General features: G+C 35.6%; 18 protein-coding genes and 1 pseudogene. 16 read left to right on the forward strand and 3 right to left on the reverse strand.

Annotation, left to right across the window (positions count from 1 at the left end; genetic code table 11):
• Nucleotides 1-189: 189 nt before the first annotated feature.
• The 6 genes from LDX54_RS09395 to LDX54_RS09420 all read left to right on the forward strand — a co-directional run bounded on the left by LDX54_RS09395 (nucleotide 190) and on the right by LDX54_RS09420 (nucleotide 6,049).
• Nucleotides 190-1,278 carry a YdcF family protein gene (locus LDX54_RS09395; protein ID WP_265667296.1) on the forward strand — a complete coding sequence of 363 codons (1,089 nt, stop codon included), beginning with the start codon at nucleotides 190-192 and terminating at the stop codon, nucleotides 1,276-1,278.
• A gap of 85 nt (nucleotides 1,279-1,363) precedes the next feature.
• A complete protein-coding gene (locus tag LDX54_RS09400; RefSeq protein ID WP_265667295.1) occupies nucleotides 1,364-3,709 on the forward strand; it encodes an ABC transporter ATP-binding protein/permease in 2,346 nt (781 codons plus the stop codon).
• A 163-nt stretch (nucleotides 3,710-3,872) separates the two neighbouring features.
• Entirely contained in the window at nucleotides 3,873-4,598 is a 726-nt protein-coding gene (locus LDX54_RS09405) for a glucosamine-6-phosphate deaminase (RefSeq protein WP_265667294.1), read from the forward strand.
• A 157-nt stretch (nucleotides 4,599-4,755) separates the two neighbouring features.
• Entirely contained in the window at nucleotides 4,756-5,310 is a 555-nt protein-coding gene (gene amaP, locus LDX54_RS09410; RefSeq protein WP_147444118.1) for an alkaline shock response membrane anchor protein AmaP, read from the forward strand.
• 11 nt (nucleotides 5,311-5,321) lie between these two features.
• Nucleotides 5,322-5,504, forward strand: a complete 183-nt coding sequence (locus LDX54_RS09415) for a DUF2273 domain-containing protein (protein WP_265667293.1) — start codon at nucleotides 5,322-5,324, stop codon at nucleotides 5,502-5,504.
• Nucleotides 5,505-5,527: 23 nt separating this feature from the next.
• Entirely contained in the window at nucleotides 5,528-6,049 is a 522-nt protein-coding gene (locus LDX54_RS09420; protein WP_265667292.1) for an Asp23/Gls24 family envelope stress response protein, read from the forward strand.
• A 753-nt stretch (nucleotides 6,050-6,802) separates the two neighbouring features.
• Here LDX54_RS09420 and LDX54_RS09425 read toward each other — a convergent pair.
• On the reverse strand, nucleotides 6,803-7,219 hold the full coding sequence (locus LDX54_RS09425; protein WP_143444032.1) for a hypothetical protein: 417 nt from the start codon (nucleotides 7,217-7,219) through the stop codon (nucleotides 6,803-6,805).
• Between the two features lie 94 nt (nucleotides 7,220-7,313).
• On the reverse strand, nucleotides 7,314-8,954 hold the full coding sequence (locus LDX54_RS09430; protein ID WP_265667291.1) for an ABC transporter ATP-binding protein: 1,641 nt from the start codon (nucleotides 8,952-8,954) through the stop codon (nucleotides 7,314-7,316).
• Between the two features lie 693 nt (nucleotides 8,955-9,647).
• On the opposite strand from LDX54_RS09430, the gene LDX54_RS09435 reads away from it, so the two are divergent.
• The 5 genes from LDX54_RS09435 to LDX54_RS09455 all read left to right on the forward strand — a co-directional run bounded on the left by LDX54_RS09435 (nucleotide 9,648) and on the right by LDX54_RS09455 (nucleotide 13,464).
• Nucleotides 9,648-10,298: a deoxynucleoside kinase gene (locus LDX54_RS09435; protein ID WP_265667290.1), complete on the forward strand. Its 651-nt coding sequence runs from the start codon at nucleotides 9,648-9,650 to the stop codon at nucleotides 10,296-10,298.
• 12 nt (nucleotides 10,299-10,310) lie between these two features.
• A complete protein-coding gene (locus tag LDX54_RS09440; RefSeq protein ID WP_265667289.1) occupies nucleotides 10,311-10,994 on the forward strand; it encodes a deoxynucleoside kinase in 684 nt (227 codons plus the stop codon).
• A 307-nt stretch (nucleotides 10,995-11,301) separates the two neighbouring features.
• Nucleotides 11,302-11,943 carry an amino acid ABC transporter permease gene (locus LDX54_RS09445; RefSeq protein WP_265667288.1) on the forward strand — a complete coding sequence of 214 codons (642 nt, stop codon included), beginning with the start codon at nucleotides 11,302-11,304 and terminating at the stop codon, nucleotides 11,941-11,943.
• Between the two features lie 15 nt (nucleotides 11,944-11,958).
• Complete coding sequence (locus LDX54_RS09450; RefSeq protein WP_265667287.1) at nucleotides 11,959-12,612, forward strand: amino acid ABC transporter ATP-binding protein; 654 nt, start codon at nucleotides 11,959-11,961, stop codon at nucleotides 12,610-12,612.
• Entirely contained in the window at nucleotides 12,613-13,464 is an 852-nt protein-coding gene (locus tag LDX54_RS09455) for an amino acid ABC transporter substrate-binding protein (RefSeq protein ID WP_265667286.1), read from the forward strand.
• A gap of 6 nt (nucleotides 13,465-13,470) precedes the next feature.
• Here the strand turns inward: LDX54_RS09455 and LDX54_RS09460 are convergent, their stop codons facing one another.
• Entirely contained in the window at nucleotides 13,471-14,262 is a 792-nt protein-coding gene (locus LDX54_RS09460; protein WP_265667285.1) for a Cof-type HAD-IIB family hydrolase, read from the reverse strand.
• A 225-nt stretch (nucleotides 14,263-14,487) separates the two neighbouring features.
• Between LDX54_RS09460 and LDX54_RS09465 the strand changes: the two genes are divergently transcribed.
• The 5 genes and pseudogenes from LDX54_RS09465 (at nucleotide 14,488) to LDX54_RS09485 (ending at nucleotide 20,713) form a co-directional block, all read left to right on the forward strand.
• The gene (locus tag LDX54_RS09465; RefSeq protein ID WP_110446840.1) at nucleotides 14,488-15,795 is read left to right on the forward strand and encodes an NCS2 family permease; all 1,308 of its coding nucleotides are present in this window, start codon (nucleotides 14,488-14,490) and stop codon (nucleotides 15,793-15,795) included.
• Between the two features lie 101 nt (nucleotides 15,796-15,896).
• Nucleotides 15,897-17,342 carry a DASS family sodium-coupled anion symporter gene (locus LDX54_RS09470; protein WP_265667284.1) on the forward strand — a complete coding sequence of 482 codons (1,446 nt, stop codon included), beginning with the start codon at nucleotides 15,897-15,899 and terminating at the stop codon, nucleotides 17,340-17,342.
• A gap of 138 nt (nucleotides 17,343-17,480) precedes the next feature.
• Nucleotides 17,481-18,791, forward strand: coding sequence for an NCS2 family permease (locus LDX54_RS09475; RefSeq protein ID WP_046325743.1), 1,311 nt, complete (start codon nucleotides 17,481-17,483; stop codon nucleotides 18,789-18,791).
• 147 nt (nucleotides 18,792-18,938) lie between these two features.
• A complete protein-coding gene (locus tag LDX54_RS09480; protein WP_265667283.1) occupies nucleotides 18,939-19,229 on the forward strand; it encodes a hypothetical protein in 291 nt (96 codons plus the stop codon).
• 223 nt (nucleotides 19,230-19,452) lie between these two features.
• Nucleotides 19,453-20,713, forward strand: a pseudogene (locus LDX54_RS09485) (MFS transporter).
• The last annotated feature ends 289 nt before the right edge of the window (nucleotides 20,714-21,002 follow it).

Consider the following 21,002-nt stretch of genomic DNA (forward strand, 5'->3'; position numbering starts at 1 on the left):
ACTAATTTATCTAGTATCTCAGTATCAATATAACCAGTCTTTATTTGATGTTATGGCTCAGATATCATAATAAGGCCGGTAATTATTTCCTGGGAAATAACTTTCTTATTCTAGCATACTTTAATTTACTAGGACTTTTTAAACATATTTATTATAATAGACTTATCTCTAGAGCAAAGGCAGGTTATTATGATTAGATTTTTTGAGATTCTAAACCAGAACCGATCTTTTATAATTCTTTCACTTATTATGTTGGCAACACTCACTGTTTTTTTGGTTTCCTGGTTAAAAGAACCTCGGAGATTACTTAATGGTATTCTTTTCACAGTTTTTTTGTTAACCTTCGGTGTTTGGCTTACAGTAATGATTCTATCTACGAGCTTAAGGCCGCTCATTTTAACTTATGAAATTCTAGTAGTTTTATTTGTAGCCGCAATTACTCTGATGGCTGCCTTTTCCTGGCTGTTTTTCTTGTGGAATGCATATATTGTCTGGAAACGCGAAAGTCACACACTATCAAACTTATTAACACTCTTTATTGGTATCGGGATAATTGTCGTGTGGTTAATTGCACTAATTGGTCCGTTTAAAAACATGCCGTCTTGGGTCAGAATTCTCTTATATGCACCAACAGCTGTTTTCGATTATCTGCTTTTTGTTGCTTATAACTTTTTAGTAAATTTGACTTTCTATCAAATTGTACCAAGACAGTATAACCAAGACTATTTAATTGTTTTGGGCGCCGGCCTGTCGCAAGGTGAAACAGTTACACCACTTTTAGCTAGTCGTATCAATCGTGCAATTGAGTATGCCCAAAAACAGGTTACTAAAGGAAGAAAAAAGCCTAAGTTTATCATGTCCGGTGGTAAAGGTGGAGACGAAAAAGTTGCTGAAGCACAGGCAATGACCGAGTATGCAATCGCTCGTGGAATTGAGCCTAGTGATATATTACTAGAAGATAACTCCAAGAATACCTACCAAAACATGAAATTTTCGGCTGAGATTGCCGCAAAAGATTTTGGCAGTAAAAATTATAGAGCAAAATTTTTCAGTAATAATTATCACATTTTTAGGGCTTCTCTTTACGCTAAAGCTGCCGGACTTAATGCCAACGGCGTAGGCTGCTATACTCGTTTTTACTTTCTGCCCAATGCAATCGTGCGTGAATTTGCTGCAGTTTTACTTTTAAACAAGAAACGGCATATTATTGCCATTTTATTAATTGTATTATTCTTCATTATTTATGCTTTATTTGATTTAACTGGACTTATTCATTAAAATGGTCATCTTCTTTTGGCTTTACTCTTTCATAAATGTTAAACTATCTGTTATTAATTAATTATTAAAAGAAAGAGAAAAAGGCATGTTACAATTAAAAGATTTACGTAAGTCATATCATGTCGGTGATACAGTTACACATGCACTTGATGATGTTTCCATATCATTTCGTAACCAAGAATTTGTCGCAATTTTGGGACCTAGTGGGTCTGGTAAAACCACGTTATTAAATGTCATTGGTGGACTTGATCGCTATGACAGTGGAGACTTAATTATTAACGGTAAATCCACTAAAAATTTTAAGGAAACAGACTGGGACGCCTACAGAAATAATTCTGTCGGCTTTGTTTTCCAAAATTATAACTTAATTTCGCATTTATCAATTATTGCTAACGTCGAATTGGGCATGAATTTATCCGGAGTTTCCGCTTCTGAGCGTCATAAGCGAGCAGTAGATGCTTTAACCCAAGTTGGCTTAAAGGACCATATTTCTAAAAATCCCAATCAATTATCTGGTGGTCAAATGCAGCGTGTCGCAATTGCGCGGGCTTTGGCTAATGATCCTGATATCTTACTGTGCGACGAACCGACTGGTGCTCTTGACACTGAAACATCTGAGCAAATTATGAAGCTGATTAAAAAACTGTCAAAAGACCGCTTAGTAGTTATGGTTACACATAATCCTAATCTTGCTCAGGAATATGCCACTCGAATCGTCAACTTTCAGGATGGTAAAATTTTAAATGATTCCAATCCCTTTAATCCGGAAAAAGAAAAAGATACTTTTAAGCTGAAACGGACAAAAATGTCGTATTGGAACGCCATCAAGTTAAGTTTTACCAATATTATGACTAAAAAAGGCAGAACAACTTTAACAGCCTTTGCGTCAAGTATCGGAATTATATCTATCGCAGTTGTTTTAGCCTTATCCAACGGCTTTCAAAAGCAGATTGATACAACGATGAGTAAGGCACTAGCCAAATATCCCGTTACCATCAATCAAACCGCCACCGATGCTTCAAGTATCGAAGACCGTAACGAATCTGATAAGAATGTCAAAAATCGGGGCTATTTAACTGTTGAAAAAGATAGACTGCAAGAATCGACTCATCAAAATAAAATTAGTCAAAAGTATGTTAATTACATTAAAAAAATAAATCCTGATTATGCTAACAATATTTCCTATCAGCGTGGAATCAACTTAAATTTACTAACACGTAATGATAATAAAATTAAGCGAGTCCAATTCTCCCCCATTTCTGCTAGTTCAGACAGTTCTCAAGCAGCTGCCCAGATGCGGATGCAAGCAATTAGTGCTACTGGGTTAGGCTCATCAGTATTTCCTACTACACTTAATTCTGGTAAAAGTAATTTCCTGAAAGAAAATTATCAACTTTTGTCTGGAGCGTGGCCACATAAAGCTACCGATTTAGTCTTAGTAACAGATAATGAAAACAAGTTAAATATTAATATTATTAAAAACCTAGGTTTCAAAGTTAAAGCTGGTCAAAAAATAAAATATCCCAAATTTGTTGGTAAAACCTTCAAAATTGTCGCCAACAACGACTATTATCAGAAATTACCGACAGGTATGTTTATTCCGCAAAAAATCAGTAATTCTATGTACGATAATAGCAAAACCAAACTGCGGATTGTAGGCGTCATCAAGCCAAAAGACCAAAATTCTATGGCACTTTTGTCAGCAGGAATTGCCTACAGTGACCAGTTAACACAAAATATTATCAATAAAAATAAAGCTTCAGAGATAGTAAAAGCCCAGAAAAAGACCACTCAAAATGTCATGACTGGTCAAAGTATGAATTCTCAGGAAAAGAAACAAATGTTACAGTCAATTGGTGGTTCCACCATACCGACTAGTATGATGATTTATCCCAATGACTTTGATGCCAAAGATAAAGTGCTTGATTACTTAGATAAATGGAATCGTGGTAAAAAGAAAAAAGATAAGATTATCTATACTGATATGTCAAGCGCTGTTACTTCGATGACTGGCGGCTTGCTTAATGGTATTACTACGGTCTTAGTTGCCTTTGCCGCAATCTCTTTAGTCACATCAATGATTATGATTGGTATTTTAACTTATACTTCTGTTTTAGAAAGAACTAAAGAAATAGGAATCTTAAAGGCACTGGGTGCCCGTAAAAAAGACATCACCAGGGTATTCGATGCCGAAACATTTATTTTGGGTGTTTTTTCCGGGGTTTTAGGTGTATTTATTGCTTGGTTGCTGGTCTTCCCTATTAATAGTCTTCTTTACTCCATTACTGACTTAAGCAATGTAGCACAGCTTAACCCTACTCATGCCCTGATATTAATCATTATTTCAACCATTTTAACTATGATTGGCGGTCATTTGCCAGCGCGGATGGCAGCTAAGAAAGATGCAGCAATTGCACTAAGAAGTGAATAAAAACAGTATTTTAGAGTTTACCCAATATTTGTTACATGTGAAACAAATATAGGTAAGCTCTTTTTTGCATAATTTTAAAGTAATATCTATTGTCGCATCCTGTTGACAAATTGGAATATACCAATTTATAATTAACTTAACTAATATGGAGGCGTAAATAAAAATGAAAATTATTATCACAGAAGATAAAGCCAGTGGCAGTAGGAAGGCTTTTGACTTATTTAAAGATAGTATTGCTAATGGCACTAAGGTAATCGGTTTGGCAACCGGCTCAACTCCTGTTACTTTATACCAGCAATGGACCGAAAGTGATTTGGATAACAGCAATTTAATTAGTATTAACCTTGATGAATATGTTGGCTTAACTCCCGATAATGACCAAAGTTATCATTATTTTATGCAAAAAAACTTGTTTGATAAAAAGCCTTTTAAACACTCTTATGTTCCTGATGGCATCAAAGCCATTAAGGATCCCGAAGGTGCTTCAGCTGACTACAACAGAATAATTGCAGAAAATCCAATTGATCTTCAATTATTAGGATTAGGACAAAACGGTCACATTGCTTTTAATGAGCCTGGAACTTCATTTGATTCTATTACCCACGAAGTACAGCTAACTGAGAATACTATTGAAGCTAATTCTCGCTTCTTCAACAACATTGACGAAGTCCCTAAATCAGCTATCTGCATGGGCATTGCAAATATAATGTCTGCCAAAGAAATAGTAATTATGGCTTTTGGCGATAATAAGGCTGATGCTGTACAAAAGATGGTTGAAGGTCCAGTAACAGAAGACGTACCAGCTTCAGTTTTGCAACAACATCAAAATGTCACTCTTATTGTTGACCAGGCTGCAGCAAGTAAATTAAGTTCAACATACAATAAGTAATTAACTGATATTAAGCTAAAAAGGGCGGTGGATTAAAACACCGCTCTTTTTGTGCGCAATTTTACGAACTATTATTGTATACATATGGTGCATATTATTAGTCTGTTAAAATAATCAGTATTATTATTAAGATGAACCCTGAGAGGATGGTGATAAGTTGAAGAGGAGTAAAAAGTGGCTATTGGTATTAGGCATGTTATTACTATTACCTGTGCCTTGTTACTTAATATGGGAAACCAGTAGTTTTTGGCAAAAGTATTTAAAGATTAAATTACCTCATTTAGGTACTCTTAACCCGATATTTGCCTGGTATTTAATTGGTATTAGTATAATTGTTTTTATAATACTAATTGTTAGTTTAATTGTCATCCTATTTTGGCCAGTCCAAAGAAACTTTAATTTAATTCATAAAAGTGATGGTCAAGTTAAGGTTACTTCCAAGGCCATTAATGGCTATGTAATGAATTCACTTGCCGATTTACCTTATTTAAATAATGCAAAGGTTAGTTCCAAGTTAACAAAACGCCGAATTAAAATTAAAATCGGCGGTGACTTGGGTCCTGGTGAAAACATTGCTGCCCTGCTTAACGACTATCTTGAAGAATTAAAAAAGAATCTGAAGCAATTGCTAGGAATTGAGCAAAAACCAAAAATTAACATCAAGTTTATCAATTATCACAAAGGAGATAAACCTGAAAGGCGCGTTCAATAAAGGAGGTCAAAATGAAAGAAGAATATAAAAAATACCTCCCAGAAATAAGCGGTGCCGTAATTGGCGTGTTACTGGCATTTTGCTTTTTGGTACTGGGATTTTTCAAAACTATTTTCGTCATCGTAATGTTAATCTGCGGCTTTTTAGTTGGTCATTACTGGCCGGTATTCAAAAAAATGTTGCAGAATAAATAATTTATATAAGGAGTATATACAATATGGTACAATCAAGTTCAAATCAAAGTAGTTCAAAGCCTGAAGTTAAAGGCGATTTAAAATATGATTCAAAGGTAATTCAAAAAATCGTGGGTATTGCCTTATCTGACATTAAAGGTCTTTTAACAGTTAACGGCGGCTTTTTCTCAAATATTGCCGATAAAATTGTTAATAGCGATGACGTCACTTCAGGCGTAAATGTTGAAGTAGGCAAAAAGCAGGTAGCCGTTGATATTGAGATCGTTGCAGAATATGGCGTAGACATTACCAAGCTATATGATCAAATTAAAGAAAAGATCCAAGAAAAAGTCAAAGAAATGACTGGTCTTGATACAGTTGAAGTCAACGTTACAGTAGTTGACATTAAAACTAAAGAGCAACACGAAAAAGATTCTGTCAGCTTACAGGACCGTATCACTGGTGCTGCTAATGACACTAAGGATAAAATCAGCGATCAAAAAGACAAGGTTCAAGATAAAGCTGAAGAAAAGAAAAAGGGATCTAAAGAATCTAGAGTTAAATAATAAGCATAATTTTTGATGTTAACCCTAAAATTTGGACACTTTTTTAGTTGTTAACTTCGGATAACATTCAAACCGTATAGAGAAAAATTAGGGATAACCCAGATAACTTAATCAAATTCTTGTGCAAGACCAGTTTAATCATGCTAAAATATATCTATAGAGAAAAAGAAGCCTTGCAAAGCAAGACCTCTTCTCTGAATTTCAAGCGTCCGCTTTAAAGGCGGTTGACTTATTTAGTGATTAATCAAAAAAGACCAATCCCATAATTGTCAAAGTTTTTGTTGGGACGGTCTTTTTGTTTACCTGTGCTTGTCGATATAGGTCAACAAGACAATAATAAACGAGGCAAAGGTCAGCGCTAATTCTAGCGCATGGAATACGCTCACTTGCTGAACACCTTCCTAAAAGATTTCGTGCCATAGGCACCCTCTCCTTTCAAGTGAAACAGCCAACCGCCCTCAAAACAATTTGCTATCAATTCAAATTTAATTATAGCAAAGATTGCCTTATTCCTAAATAACAGTAATCACTTAATTTAAAAGAGTGAACCACTTTTGATGTTAACCCTAAAATTTGGACACTTTATTAGTTGTTATCTAACGACTAATTGCCGATATTCAATCGGAGTTAGTCCTTTTAGTTTGATTTTAATTTTATCTTGTTTAGATAATTTAGTCATAGAAATAGCCTCCAAATTTGTCCTAAATTTGGGGGTCATTTCATAACTCTACTGCCTTTTATGAATTAATGAAATTAACCGTAATATTGATCCTGGTCTAAAGCAGTTTCATCGAAATTAACTATCATAAATTCATAGTTTGAAAAACACTCCATCCAATTGTTAAAATAGTCGTTCTCTTTTTTTAGCGACTTACTGCTTTCTTCTCCTTCAATTATAAAAGGCTTTGAACGTATATTAAAATTTGCATGTATTGCACCCAGCAAATTCAATAAACACAAGAAATCTTTTGCTGAATCCACACTTACATGAAAGGATTTAAACGAGTTATTATTTTCGCCAAGATATCTTTTTGCTCTATTATACTCATCAGCAGATTCTGCCTTATAATTTTCAACGCTATTTACATTCTCTTCAATAATAGCTGTCGGAGCTTGATTTTTAAAAAGATCTAGTATCTTTCTTAACTTAAAAAATTGTTCATCATTCATTTTTATCATTCCATTTAAAAGGCGGTGCTTGGAAACATTATATCTCCTAAGAAGCCATCAATTTTGCCGCTTATTTAATTGTTCAATAAAATACTCAACATTCTATTTTTCCTAATTCGATTACTTGATCAAACTGCCTTTTAATTTCAGGTCGCAAGTGATGGGAAATGTAGACTAGAGTGATATCGTTCAAATTGAGCAAGCTCTGTTCGATTTTTTGTCCGTCCTTTTCATCAATTGCGGAAGTAATTTCATCGGCCAAAATAACCTGCGGGTTACCCAGCAGCTGCCTTGCCAGTGCAATTCGCTGCTTTTGCCCACCTGAAATATTGTTACCGGCGTGTTTTAAAACAGTGTCAAGCCCGCTGGCGCTGTCAGCGACAAATTTTTCCAAATCTGCACGTTTAATCGCAGTCTTCAGCTCTTCTTCAGTTGTCTCACGATCTAAAGTGATGTTATAACGCAGGCTGCCATCAAAAATATAGGCTGACTGGTCAATATAAGCGATCTGTTTATGTAGCGACCGCAGACTAAGCTCACGGTATTCATTGTCATCCCAGGTAAGTGATCCTTGGTAGCCGGTTAATAAACCACCAATTAATTTTACCAGGGTCGACTTACCGCAGCCTGATGGACCAACAATAGCTACCCGTTCGCCTCGCTTAATGCTGCCGGCAACATTCGTTAAAATCGGTCTATCACTATTGGGGTAGCTGAACGAAAGATCGCTAAATGCAATTTGCTGGGTCAAAGGAGCAACATCCTTGTCCCCTGTTTTTTCCTGCATATTAGCTAATTTATTATATTTGTCAAAAATAGGTTGAACTGCCCGAATTGAAGTTAGCTCAATACTGATTTCTGTCAAGCTGCCAAAAACGTTACCGGACATTGAACCAACAACTAAAATAGCACCGATAGGAAGTTGGTTGTGAAAGGCTAGATATCCGGATTCAACGGTTAAAATAGTTTGAGCAGATATACTTATCAGGTTAATCAGTGAATTAGAGAATGACATTTCCGTAATGTAATTAACCCGAGCCTGTCCAGTCTTATCTGATGCCGCAAGAACTATTTTATTGAGCAATTTTTGCTGACCAAGCGTGAGCAGATTGACAAAACCTTCAAGAGCATCGGTTGCTTTTGCCGTTAATACTTCATTTTGCCTGCTTTGTTTTTGCGACAGTTGTTCCAACTTTTTCTTAAAAAGACGGGGAAATAAAATCATAACAACAGCAAAAACCAAAGTGGTTACAAATAAGAGTGGATGGTAAGAAAACAGGATGACACTGGCAATAATGCCTAAGAGTGCACTGCTAAATGTTTGCTCTAAACTGAAAAAGCCATCATGATTAATTTGATTAATATCGTTAGTAAACCAGGAAACATAGTCAGCTTCCGTGTGCTTGTTGAAATCTTCATACTCTTGGCGACCAATTATATGGGCTAATGCGTTCCTAATGGAATTATCGACGGCCTTGATGATTACAGCAGAATACCGTGAACTACAAAAAAAGAAAATCAGAAAAAAGCCCCAGCTAAGCAAGTTTAAACCTGTATCAACAATAAAGCCGTTTAAATTATGCTGAGTCAAAGCAGTAAGTGCATTACCTTTAAAAATGCTGGCAGCAGTTTGTGCTAAATTCCGGCCAAAATAGAAAATGGCTAGAATGACATACATGCCTGAATTACGTTTAATGTAGGTCCAAAGCGAAAATTTTGTTATAGTATCGTCCATGATTTACTTCCTGTCTAAATCCCTATTTTTAGAGTTAATACTAAAATGATTTTGGTTTAATAGAATAATATGGTTTTTGCATTACTTCTTCAAAAGACTCTTAACTGGTACTTACAGCAGGAGTTGTACTATCTAAAGATAAAAATCTTTTCAAGATATCAGTTATGCCCTCTTACTTCCATCATTTACTAATAATTTTATAATTTAATTACTATCTTATATCTTTTTTAACATTAAAACAATTTCTTTTTAATTTTCATTCTTAGAATTTTCACATAGCAGCAGTATATAAATATCAACTGCAACTTTTTCGAGCTTTTAAAAAATAATTCGTTCTATAATTGCAAAATCACTTATTATACTTAATGCAATCAAAACGAGCAATTATTGACTACTTTATTTATCACAGAATCGAAAGAATCAAAGTACAGAATAAAAGGGCTTAACACCGAATGATATCGGCATCAATCCTCAGTAAAATAATTAATTAAGATTTATCAGTCAGATTTTTTGGTTTCACGTGTAACATCTAATTTTGTAATAAATTATTTACTTGAATACTTAATTTTTTATTCTGTATTATACAAAATCACTTGACTTTTTGATTAAAATTTTAATTTACTTTTTGCTTGTATACCACTATATCTCGTATTAAACTAAATAAGAATCTATATATTGTATTTATGAAAGAACGTGATCCAAGTTATTGTTTTAAGTGGGCCAATTGGAGCCGGTAAATCCAGTTTAACCAGTATTTTAGCTGAGCACTTAGGTACACAAGCCTTTTATGAGGGAGTTGATAATAATCCTGTTCTTCCTTTATATTACCAAGACATGAAGCGTTATACTTTTTTGCTTAATATCTATCTGCTTAACCACCGTTTAGCACAAATCAACCAGGCAATTCGTGAAAAAAATAGTGTATCAGACCGTTCAATTTATGAAGATGCACTCTTTTTCAAAATGAACGCGGACAGTAAAGTAGCTGACCCTACTGAATTTAAGATATACGACAGCTTACTCGAAAACATGATGGAAGATACCCCAGGTAATCCCAGCAAAAAGCCAGATTTACTAATTTACATTCATGTTTCCCTTGATACAATGCTTAAACGCATTAAAAAGCGGGGCCGTTCATTTGAACAAATCAGCACAGATCCCAGTTTAAAAGACTACTACGCACGGCTAATTAAGTATTATGAACCGTGGTATGAAAAATATGATGCCTCTCCTAAAATTGAAATTGATGGAGATAAATACGATTTTATCTGCGATGAAGATGCCAAAAAAGAAGTTTTAAGTCAAATTGATAATAAGTTGCACGCAATAGGCAATTTAGAATAGAGAAGGAACGTGATGACAGTTATTGTTTTAAGCGGGCCAATTGGAGCCGGTAAATCCAGTTTAACCAGTATTTTAGCTAAGTATTTAGGAACCAAACCATTTTATGAGAGTGTCGATAACAATCCTGTATTGCCACTTTTTTATGCCGATCCTAAAAAGTATGCATTTTTACTTCAGGTATTTTTCCTAAACACTCGTTTTCGTAGTATCAAGGATGCATTGACTGATGATAACAACGTTCTTGATCGTTCAATCTATGAAGACGCCCTTTTCTTTCAGATGAACGCAGATATTGGTCGGGCCACCAAAGAAGAAGTAGCTACCTATTACGAACTGCTTAATAATATGATGAGTGAGCTCAAACATATGCCTAAGAAAAATCCAGACTTGCTGGTTCATATTAAAGTTTCATACGATACCATGATTAAAAGAATTCAAAAACGTGGTCGACCTTATGAACAATTGAGCTATGATGCAACACTGGAAGATTATTATAAGCGGCTTTTACGCTACTATAAACCTTGGTATGAAAAGTATGACTACTCACCCAAAATGGAGATAGATGGTGACAAACTAGACTTTATGACTGATAAGCAGGCAAGAGAAGTTGTACTTGATCAAATTGTTGCCAAATTAAAAGAAATGGGTAAATTACCTGAATCATGGGATAAGCCTACAAATATTCAAATAGATTAACAATAAATAAATTATTATCAAAAGGTCATTAGAACTATGTGTTAATGGCCTTTTTATGTTGCCTATTGCTATTTTAAAGTACTGTTTAATTTATAGTAAAAGCTTTAACAGTGAGCTCTAGCAATTAGATAGCTGGATGACAATTTAAATAATTTGTTACTTACTCAAATAAAAAATCAAAAAACTATGTTATTATTGAATCATATATTTTTCACATATTTATTTAATTAATTTATATAGTTTTTATTAGCTCCACTTGTGCTAATTTTACCCGCCCTATTAAATTAACTTTGTAAGAAGGAGAAAAATGAATTATATCCTTTCAATTATGCCCTCTCTCTTTGCAGGCGCAAAAATGACACTAATTTTATTCTTTTGGACTTTAATTGCTTCGATTCCCTTAGGAGTCATAGTTAGTTTAGGCTTACTGTCACATTTTAAGCCTCTACGGTTAATTCTAAAATTTTATATCTGGATTATGCGGGGTACCCCACTCTTGTTACAATTAATTTTTATTTTTTATGGCTTACCCATAGTCGGAATAATTTTTCAACGCTACGATGCAGCGCTTTTTGCTTTTGTCTTAAACTACACAGCCTATTTCGCAGAAATTTTCCGTGGGGGCTTTCAGTCAATTCCAGTAGGACAATATGAAAGCGCACGGGTTTTGAGGCTAAATTACTGGCAAACTTTGACACATATTATAATTCCGCAAGTTAGTAAAATTGTCATACCCTCAATCGGAAACGAAGTTATCAACCTGGTTAAGGATACTTCGCTTGTTTATGTCATCGGTCTAGGTGAACTTTTACGTGCCGGCAATGTTGCTACTGCCAGAGACGTAACACTGATTCCTTTAGTAATAGTTGGGATAATCTATTTACTATTGACTGGTATAGCATCATTTTTGCTAAAGAAAATTGAACGCAATTTTGCAAAGTGGAAGTAAATTAAAGGAAACAATATGCTAGAACTTAAAAACATTACCAAAAAATTTGGCTCACGCACTATCTTAAACAAATTAAACCTCACTATTCCTGACCAACAGATTTTAGCCATTGTAGGACCTTCGGGAGCGGGAAAAACCACTTTATTGCGCTGCTTAAGTGGTTTGGAAAAAATTGATGCAGGTGAATTCTTATGGGATGGGCAAAAATTCGACCCAGCTGCTCCTGATAGCAAAAGTCATATTATTGGAGTCGTTTTTCAAAACTACGAACTTTTTCCTAATTTAACTGTAATTGAAAACATTACTTTGGCACCAACTTTAGTTTTAAAAGAAAACGCAGAGCAGGCGCAAACTCACGCACAAAAGTTATTGCAGCAACTGGATTTAACTGGTAAAGAGGATCTTTATCCCTATCAGCTTTCTGGCGGCCAACAGCAAAGGGTAGCTATTGTACGGGCACTGGCAATGGAACCCCATATTTTATGTTATGATGAGCCCACCTCTGCTTTGGACCCAGATTTAAGAACAAAAGTCGGAGAAATAATTTTAAAACTTAAAAGCAATAACAAAATGACGCAAATTATTGTGACCCATGACATGGAATTCGCCAGTCAAGTTGCTGATCAAGTATTCAAAGTCCAAGCCCTAGATGATAAGAAGGTAATATAAGTGAAAACTAAGCGCCTCTTAATTCTTGCAATAACGCTCGTCTGTTCTATCTTCTTTGTTTCTGGCTGCAGTGGTGTGTCAATTAATAGAAAAGCTAACGAAGTTGATAATTGGTCCCATATCAAGCAGCGTGGGTATGTTACAGTTGGTGTAGATGATACTTTTGTGCCCATGGATTTTAGGCAAAAAAATGGTCAGTTAATTGGTTATGACGTTGATCTAGCTAATGCAGTATTTAAGCAATATGGCATCAATGTCAGCTTTCAAACTATTGACTGGTCTATGAATACTACAGAGCTTAAAAACGGCACAATCGATCTGATATGGAATGGTTTTAGCAAGAATCCAGAACGTAAGGCCAAAGTTAATTTTAGTAAAACTTATTTGTATACTTCACAAGTGTTAGTAAGCCTCAAAAAGAATAAAATTAATACTATTGCTGCAATGAAAAATAAGACTTTAGGAGTTCAAACCGGCTCTTCTGGCTATAACGATGTAATGAAATACCCTAAAGTTTTTAAAAACCATATTAAAAATCATGAGCCAATTCTCTATGATTCCTTTACCAATGCTTTTATAGATTTAACTGCTGGCAGGATTGACGGTCTTTTAATCGACAGTTCTTATGCAGACTATTACATTTCTAAGCAAAAGCATCCGGAAAATTTTACCGAAATCGATAGTCCCTTCCCTAAAGAAGAATTTGGTGTCGGCATGAGAAAAAGTGACGTAACCATGAAGCGCAAAATCAATCAAGCACTAGAAAAACTGGCACGAAACGGTACTCTCACAAGAATTAATCACAAATGGTTCGGTAATAAAGCACGATCTCCCTTGCTTGAAACGAACTAAGCTCTATTAATTTATTTTGTCAAGGACTGCTGCTATGCCATCATGATTGTTGTCTAAAGTAGTTGTAAATTTTCTCTTTAGGTCCTCCGGTGCATTCCCCATTACTACAGGGTGACCCACTGATTGCAGCATTTTTTCATCATTATAATTGTCGCCAAATGCCCAGCATTCTTTTAAGTCTGCGCCCAAGGCCTGAGCAATTACTTTTACACCCTGACCCTTAGAAACGCCCTTAACAACAACTTCCAATAAATTTGCAGCTGATTTTACGATGTAAAATTCGGGATAAAGTTGTTGTAAGTCTTTTTGCGTAGCATCTAATAAATCGGGCGTGCCCATCAGCAAAATTTTATGAACATTTTCAAGTTGGTTGATTTCAGCAATTGAACTTGGCTGTGCCTTGAATTTAACTATTTTTTCCTCGTTCTTAACTAATTCATCATTATTACCTGGGAAATAATACCAGTTGTTACCGCTGTAGACATTCCAAACCACACCATTATTTTTATGTTCAATATAGGTGCATATTTCTGCAGCTTTTGCAGAAGGCATGGAACGTGAATCAAGCGTGTGACCCATTTCATCCAAAACCAAAGCTCCATTATATGCAACCATTGGACATGCTTTAGTAATTTCACCGACAACTGACATAATTGCCTTGGGCATGCGGGCAGAAACTGGCACAAAAACATTACCCTTAATAATTTGCTTCCGAATAGCCATTTTAGTTTTAGGTGTAACTTCTTGTTTTGAGTTAATTAAAGTACCATCTATATCTGAAAAAATTAAATTTCCCATTTTTTCTCCTATCGAGTTTCATAAATTAATACAGTTTTACCCTCATTTTACCGATTAAAGTATTAACAGGTCAATTTGTTCATAAATGTAACTATTAATAAATTATGCTTATTTTGCCTAATTATAGCTAGTATTATTCGTGTTTGCATTATTTTAAATGAATGGTAAACTAGAATAGTCGTTAGTTTGATTTAAAACACGAACAATATATTTGGGAGAGGTTAGATGAATTTTATAAAGAGTTATTTTCAACTCGATAAATACAAAACCAATGTTAAAATTGAATTTCTTGCTGGGTTAACAACTTTTATCAGCATGTCATACATTTTATTTGTTAACCCAAGTGTCTTGGGAGCCAGTGGCATGGATAAAGGGGCAGTTTTTACAGCCACTGCTTTAGCCAGTGCTTTAGGTACTGCTATTATGGGGATCGTTGCTAACTATCCTATTGGAGAGGCTCCTGCCCTTGGTATTAATGCGTTTTTTGCTTATACCGTTTGTGTAGGTATGCATGTTTCATGGGAAACAGCCTTAGCCGCTGTCTTTGTGGCCTCTATTATCTTCATTTTAATTACTATGTTTAAGTTAAGGGAAAAGATTATCAATGCTATCCCTGCTGACTTAAAATTCGCTATTTCTTCCGGAATCGGCCTGTTCATCGCATTTTTGGGAATGCAAGATGGTGGTTTAATTGTAGCAAACAAATCAACACTGGTCGGCTTGGGTTCACTTCATGATCCGGCTGTCTGGATTACCATTTTCGGCCTTATTGTTACTGTTGTTTTAATGATTTTAAATGTACCGGGAGCTATTTTTATTGGTATGATCCTGGCAGCTATTTTTGGTGTAGTTACAGGACAAATCCCTTTACCAACTAAAATAGTTTCAGTAGCACCAAGTATTGCCCCATCATTTGGCCAAGCAATTTTCCATGTTAAAGATATTAACACTCTACAAATGTGGGTTGTGGTACTTACCTTCCTTTTAGTAACTTTCTTTGACACTGCCGGTACTTTAATTGGCTTAGCCCAACAAGCTGGCTTTATGAAAGACAACAAAATGCCCCGCGTAGGTAAAGCTCTGGCATCAGATTCAACTGCTATGATGGTTGGCTCCGTTTTAGGAACTTCACCAGTCGGTGCTTTTGTTGAATCAAGTGCCGGTATTGCTGTTGGCGGCCGGACTGGTTTAACTGCTGTCTTTGTGGCTATTTTCTTCTTAATATCAATGATATTCAGTCCCCTGTTAGGCTTGTTTACTACACATGTTACAGCGCCAGCCTTAATTATTGTTGGTGTTCTGATGGCACAAAACACAGCACATATTCAATGGGACAAGATGGAAATTGCAGTTCCTGCTTTTCTAATTTTAATTGGTATGCCTTTAACCTATTCAATATCCGACGGTTTGGCTTTAGGCTTAATAACCTATCCTATATGCATGGTTGCTGCTAAGAGGGTTAAAGAAGTTACACCAATGATGTGGATTCTTTTCTTCGTCTTTATTGTTTTCTTATGGGTTTTAAATTTTTAAGACTTACTAATTGTTAAAAAAATATAATATGATAAACTAAGCAAATATATTGATGTAAATCGCACTCATATATTTGCTTTTTTATTTTGAAAGAGGTTTTTATGAAAACAATAGATTACAAAAAATTTATATTGCCACTATTGTTTGGCCTTATATTCTGGTTTACGACGCCAATTCGTCCAGCCGGAGTATCAGTTCAAGCCTGGCATATGCTGGCAATATTTATTGGAACAATTATCGGCTGTATCACATTGCCAATAGCAATCAGTGGCGTCACTTTAATTGGCTTTACTTTAACCATTTGTCTTGGGCTTGCACCACTTGCAGACAAAATTGTTAACGGAAAAGTAATCGAAAAAGGAGCCATTAATGCATTTGCTAATTCATCTGCCTGGCTTATAGTTATGGCTTTTATGATTTCGCGAGGTATCGTAAAAACCGGCTTGGGGCAAAGAATTGCTTTGTATTTTGTTAAGTGGTTTGGTCATAAGTCCCTAGGTTTAGGTTACGCAATAGGAGCTATCGATTTAATAGTATCCCCTGCAACTCCTTCAAATGGTGCAAGAGCAGGTGGTGTAGTATATCCATTAATTCAATCTTTAGCCAATACTTTTGGATCAAAACCTAATGATCCTTCACGTAGAAAGATGGGAGCTTACCTAACTTTTACGGAATTTCAAGTTAATATCATAACTTCGTCATTATTTATGACCGCATGTGCGCCTAACTTAATCGCCGTTGCACTAGCCGGTAAGGCCGGCGTAACTCTTAGCTGGATGCCGTGGCTTATGGCCAGCATTGTACCTGCAGCAATTTGTCTAATTGTGGTGCCATATTTTGTTTACAAACTTTATCCACCGGAAATTAAAGAAACTCCTAACGCCAAAGAATGGGCCGACGGGGAATTAGCAAAAATGGGAAAGCTTACGTTATCTGAAAAATTAATGGCAGCTATTTTTGCAATCACTTTAGTGCTCTGGATGCTTTCCAGCACTTTAGGAATTGATGCTACATTAATTGCCTTCATTTCCGTTTCCCTTTTGTTACTTACTGGTGTATTAACACCTAAAGACTTGCTAAGTGAAACTGGTGCCTGGAATATCTTGATTTGGCTGTCAATTTTAGTATTCATGGCTGAAAAGCTTACTCAGTTTGGCTTGATTGGCTGGATATCAAGTAGCATTTCTAGTGCAATGAAAGGCCTCAACTGGTTAATAGTTTTAGTAGTTCTAGCATTGGTCTTGTTCTATACCCACTACTTATTTGCCAGTGCTACAGCTCATAATTCAGCAATGTATCTGCCATTATTAACTGTAGCAATTTCTGCCGGTGCACCTAAATTACTGGCAGCACAATTTTTAGCTCAATTTTCTGCAATCATGGGCTCTACTACCCATTATTCCAGTCCTGCTGCATCAGTCTTAGCTTCTTCTGGTTATGTAAAACAAGATGAGTGGTGGAAATTGAGTTTTATATTTGGTATTTTTTATATCTTAATTTATGGCATTATCGGATTAGCTTGGATGAAACTAATCGGTATGTGGTAATTATGCAAAGCAAATCTTGATAGGTTTGCTTTTTTATTTCCTGGGAAATAATTTTGCATTACATGGTCCATTTACTCCCAATAAGTTATATACTAGATATATTAGTTCTTTATAATTTTAATATTTTTAGGAGGAAAAATGACGACACTAGATAAAGTCTTTCATTTAAACGATGCTCATACCACTGTTAAACGTGAATTAATAGCTGCATTAACCACGTTTGTCAGTCTCTCCTACATCCTTTTTGTTAACCCAAACATTTTGCACGCAGCCGGTATTGATAAAGGGGCAGCATTTACAGTTACTGCAATTTCGATTGCAATTGGCTGCTTCATTATGGGTCTAGTAGCTAATTACCCCGTTGCTCTAGCCCCAACATTAGGTAGCGCAGCCTTTTTCGCTTACAATGTCTGCGGAGGAATGCATATTAACTGGCAAACTGCCTTAGCTGCTGTTTTAGTTGCATCTATTTTATTTATTTTAATAACAGTTTTGAAGCTGCGTGAAATAGTAGTTGATGCTATTCCACAAGATCTGAAATATGCTATTTCTGCTGGTATCGGCTTATTTATCGCCTTTATCGGCCTGCAAAATGGTAAGTTAATTGTCAATAGTGATTCCAATTTAGTTACTTTAGGCAAGTTTAATTCACCAGCTGTCTGGATTACTCTTTTTGGCTTGACCCTCACCGTAATCTTAATGGCAATGAATGTACCCGGATCAATTTTTATTGGTATGGTCATTACAGCTGTCTTTGGGGTTATTATTGGCCAAGTTGCTGTGCCAAAAGGTATTATTGCGAGTGCTCCAAGTATTGCTCCGACATTTGGTCAAGCTGTATTTCACTTAAAAGATATTAATACCCCACAACTATTCATGGTAGTTTTAACGTTCCTACTTGTTACGTTCTTTGATACAGCAGGTACATTGATTGGAATGACTGAACAAGCAGGCATGGTAGATCAAAATGGTAAGATTCCACGAATTGGAAAAGCTTTCGTTTCCGACTCTTTAGCAATGGTCGAGGGGGCCGTCTTAGGTACTGCGCCACTGGGAACTTCTGTAGAATCAAGTGCAGGAATTGCCATGGGCGGACGTACTGGTTTAACGGCAATTTTCGTAGGAATTTTCTTCCTAATATCAATGATTTTCAGTCCACTTCTGGCGGTTATTCCCACCACTGTTACTGCACCAGCACTAATTATCGTTGGCGTACTCATGGCCGGAAATCTGAAAAAAATCAATTGGGACAAATTTGAGATTGCTTTCCCAGCATTTTTAACAGTAGTTGGTATGCCATTGACTTACAGTATTTCTGACGGCTTGGCACTCGGCATGATAGCCTACCCAATTACCATGATTGCTTCTAAACAAGCCAAAAAAGTTTCACCAATGATGTATATCCTATTAGTAATATTTGTTATCTTTTTCTTGATTACAAATATGTAAAGATATTAGTTTAATTACAAAAGATCACCTCAGTTTGAGGTGATTTTTTGTTTGCAATCATTCATAAATCCCACTTTACTTTTTAGTTATTTAATACTAGAATTCGAAAATAAAATTTTAAATTACCACTAATGGGAGGGAATTATTTTGCATAATACTAAAGAAAAATCAATCAATCATTACACTGGTACTATTACTTTCTTTTTTATTGCTTTACTAACTAGCTTTAATTCTGGCTTTTTCCCTTATTCCATTACTGGCAGGCTCTGCGCCATTTTGTGGCTAGTCACATTCAGTCTCTTAATTTTTGCCTTTGAATATTTGATCAATCATATTAATGTCGAAAATAAAGGCATAGCAAAAGCAGCAGTAAATTCCAGTATCTGGCTTTTAGCAGCCTTGGTTTTGGTACTATTCAGCGTGTTTTTTCAAAAATAAATTTTAGCTATCAATTTCTTCTTTAATCATTTTACCTGGCCTTTTTTGCACGAACCAGCAAAATTTGTTATGTTAAGTAGCGGTTATTCCCTTAAGTAGTGAAAAGAAGTAGTTAAATAGATTGGAGAATGAATTTTCAGTCTATTATTATGAAAGAAAAAAAGAAAAAATTAATTAAAAAAGATTATAAAAAGCGCCTCTTTCAAAAGTGCACTTGCGTGTAATGACATCAATTGCCCTAGGCCAATTTACCTGTGGCTTTGCACTAGGAATAACGGGTGTGGCTATGAGTAACGCTGCCAAGTACATTCAAATTAGTGACATGTGGACTGGATTAATTGGAGCTGGCGGCTTGATTGGCCTTTCTAGCAGTGCCCTTATTGGTCGTATATCTGATAAAATCGGCCGCAGTCAATTACTGATGAGCAATATGTATGTGCTAGCCGTTCTTTCGCTTCTTCATCCGCTGACAACCAGCCTTTCTTTAACATTTTTAATTAGAATCGGTATCGGGCTAATGATGGCAATTGATTATACAGCTGGAAATGCTCTATTAACAGAATGGCTACCTAAAGGTGAAGATAATAGCAAGCGCCAGAGTCACTTATTAGTCTACTGGGTTTTAGGGTTTATTGCTTCGTATTTAATTGGGACTTATCTTGAAGGCTATGGCGCCCACACCTGGCAAATCATTTTAGCAGCAGGCGCTGTCCCGGCATTATTTACTGCACTTTTTCGCAGCTTATTTCCATTACCACCATCTCCTGGATGGTTAGCCAGTAAAGGTAAAATTAAAGCAGCTAATAGACTAATCGGCAGAATACTAGGCCGTAAATGGGGTGTTTCTCGCCACTTTAAACGTCCTAAAAAATCTGGGCAAACTTCATGGACCATTCTTTTCAGTAAAAAATATTTACGCAGCACTTTAGTAGGGGGCAGCTTTTACGCGTACCAAACCTTTGCGTTTTTTGGGATTAGTATTTTCTTGCCTATTTTATTACAAAGCATGAACATCAGTAATCCTAAAATTTCAGGAGATCTATACAATATCAGCATGCTGGTTGGAATATTCTTGGGAATTTACTTGTTTAACCATCTCAGCCGTCGCTTCTTTTTAATCAGTAATTTTTTTATTATCTGCAATATTAATAGGTACTTTAGCATTAATGCCACATGTTTCTTCCGTAGTTAAAATAGTGATCTTTTCAATTTTTGCAGTGATTTTGTCCTCCGGCCTAGTACTTGATTACCCCTATCCTACCGAATTATTTGATACTAAAGTACAGGCTAGTGGCGTAGGAACCTGTATCACAATCAGTCGTATTGATGCAGCCGCTGGTACATTTTTATTGCCAATTCTAACAGAAAGCGGGGGTCCTGCTTTAGCAATGCTGGTTTGCGCATGTGTTCTTCTCGCCGCTTTCTTCATTTGCCTAATTTGGGCGCCAGAAACTGCGCCAAAATACCAAAAGAAAATAAAATAAACTGGGCAATAATCTCATAAATATCATTTGGCGTTACCTTTGACTGCAAAAAATATAACCAGCCAGAATGATTAATTCTCCCGTTCTTTTTTGTTATTACAATCTTTGCATAATTTTTGCCCTTTAGAGTGTGTAAAGAAAATAGCATTATTTTTGATAGCGCTTGCATAGATGATTAATTTAATGTATATTATAGGTATAATAAAGTCCCATAAGTTAACAAAAATGTGTGAGCTTATTGGTGGAAAGTATACTAGTTTAGTTTAGTAACATAATTTTTGGTGTAGTT

Source organism: Lactobacillus sp. IBH004, assembly GCF_026185255.2.
Classification (GTDB): domain Bacteria; phylum Bacillota; class Bacilli; order Lactobacillales; family Lactobacillaceae; genus Lactobacillus; species Lactobacillus melliventris.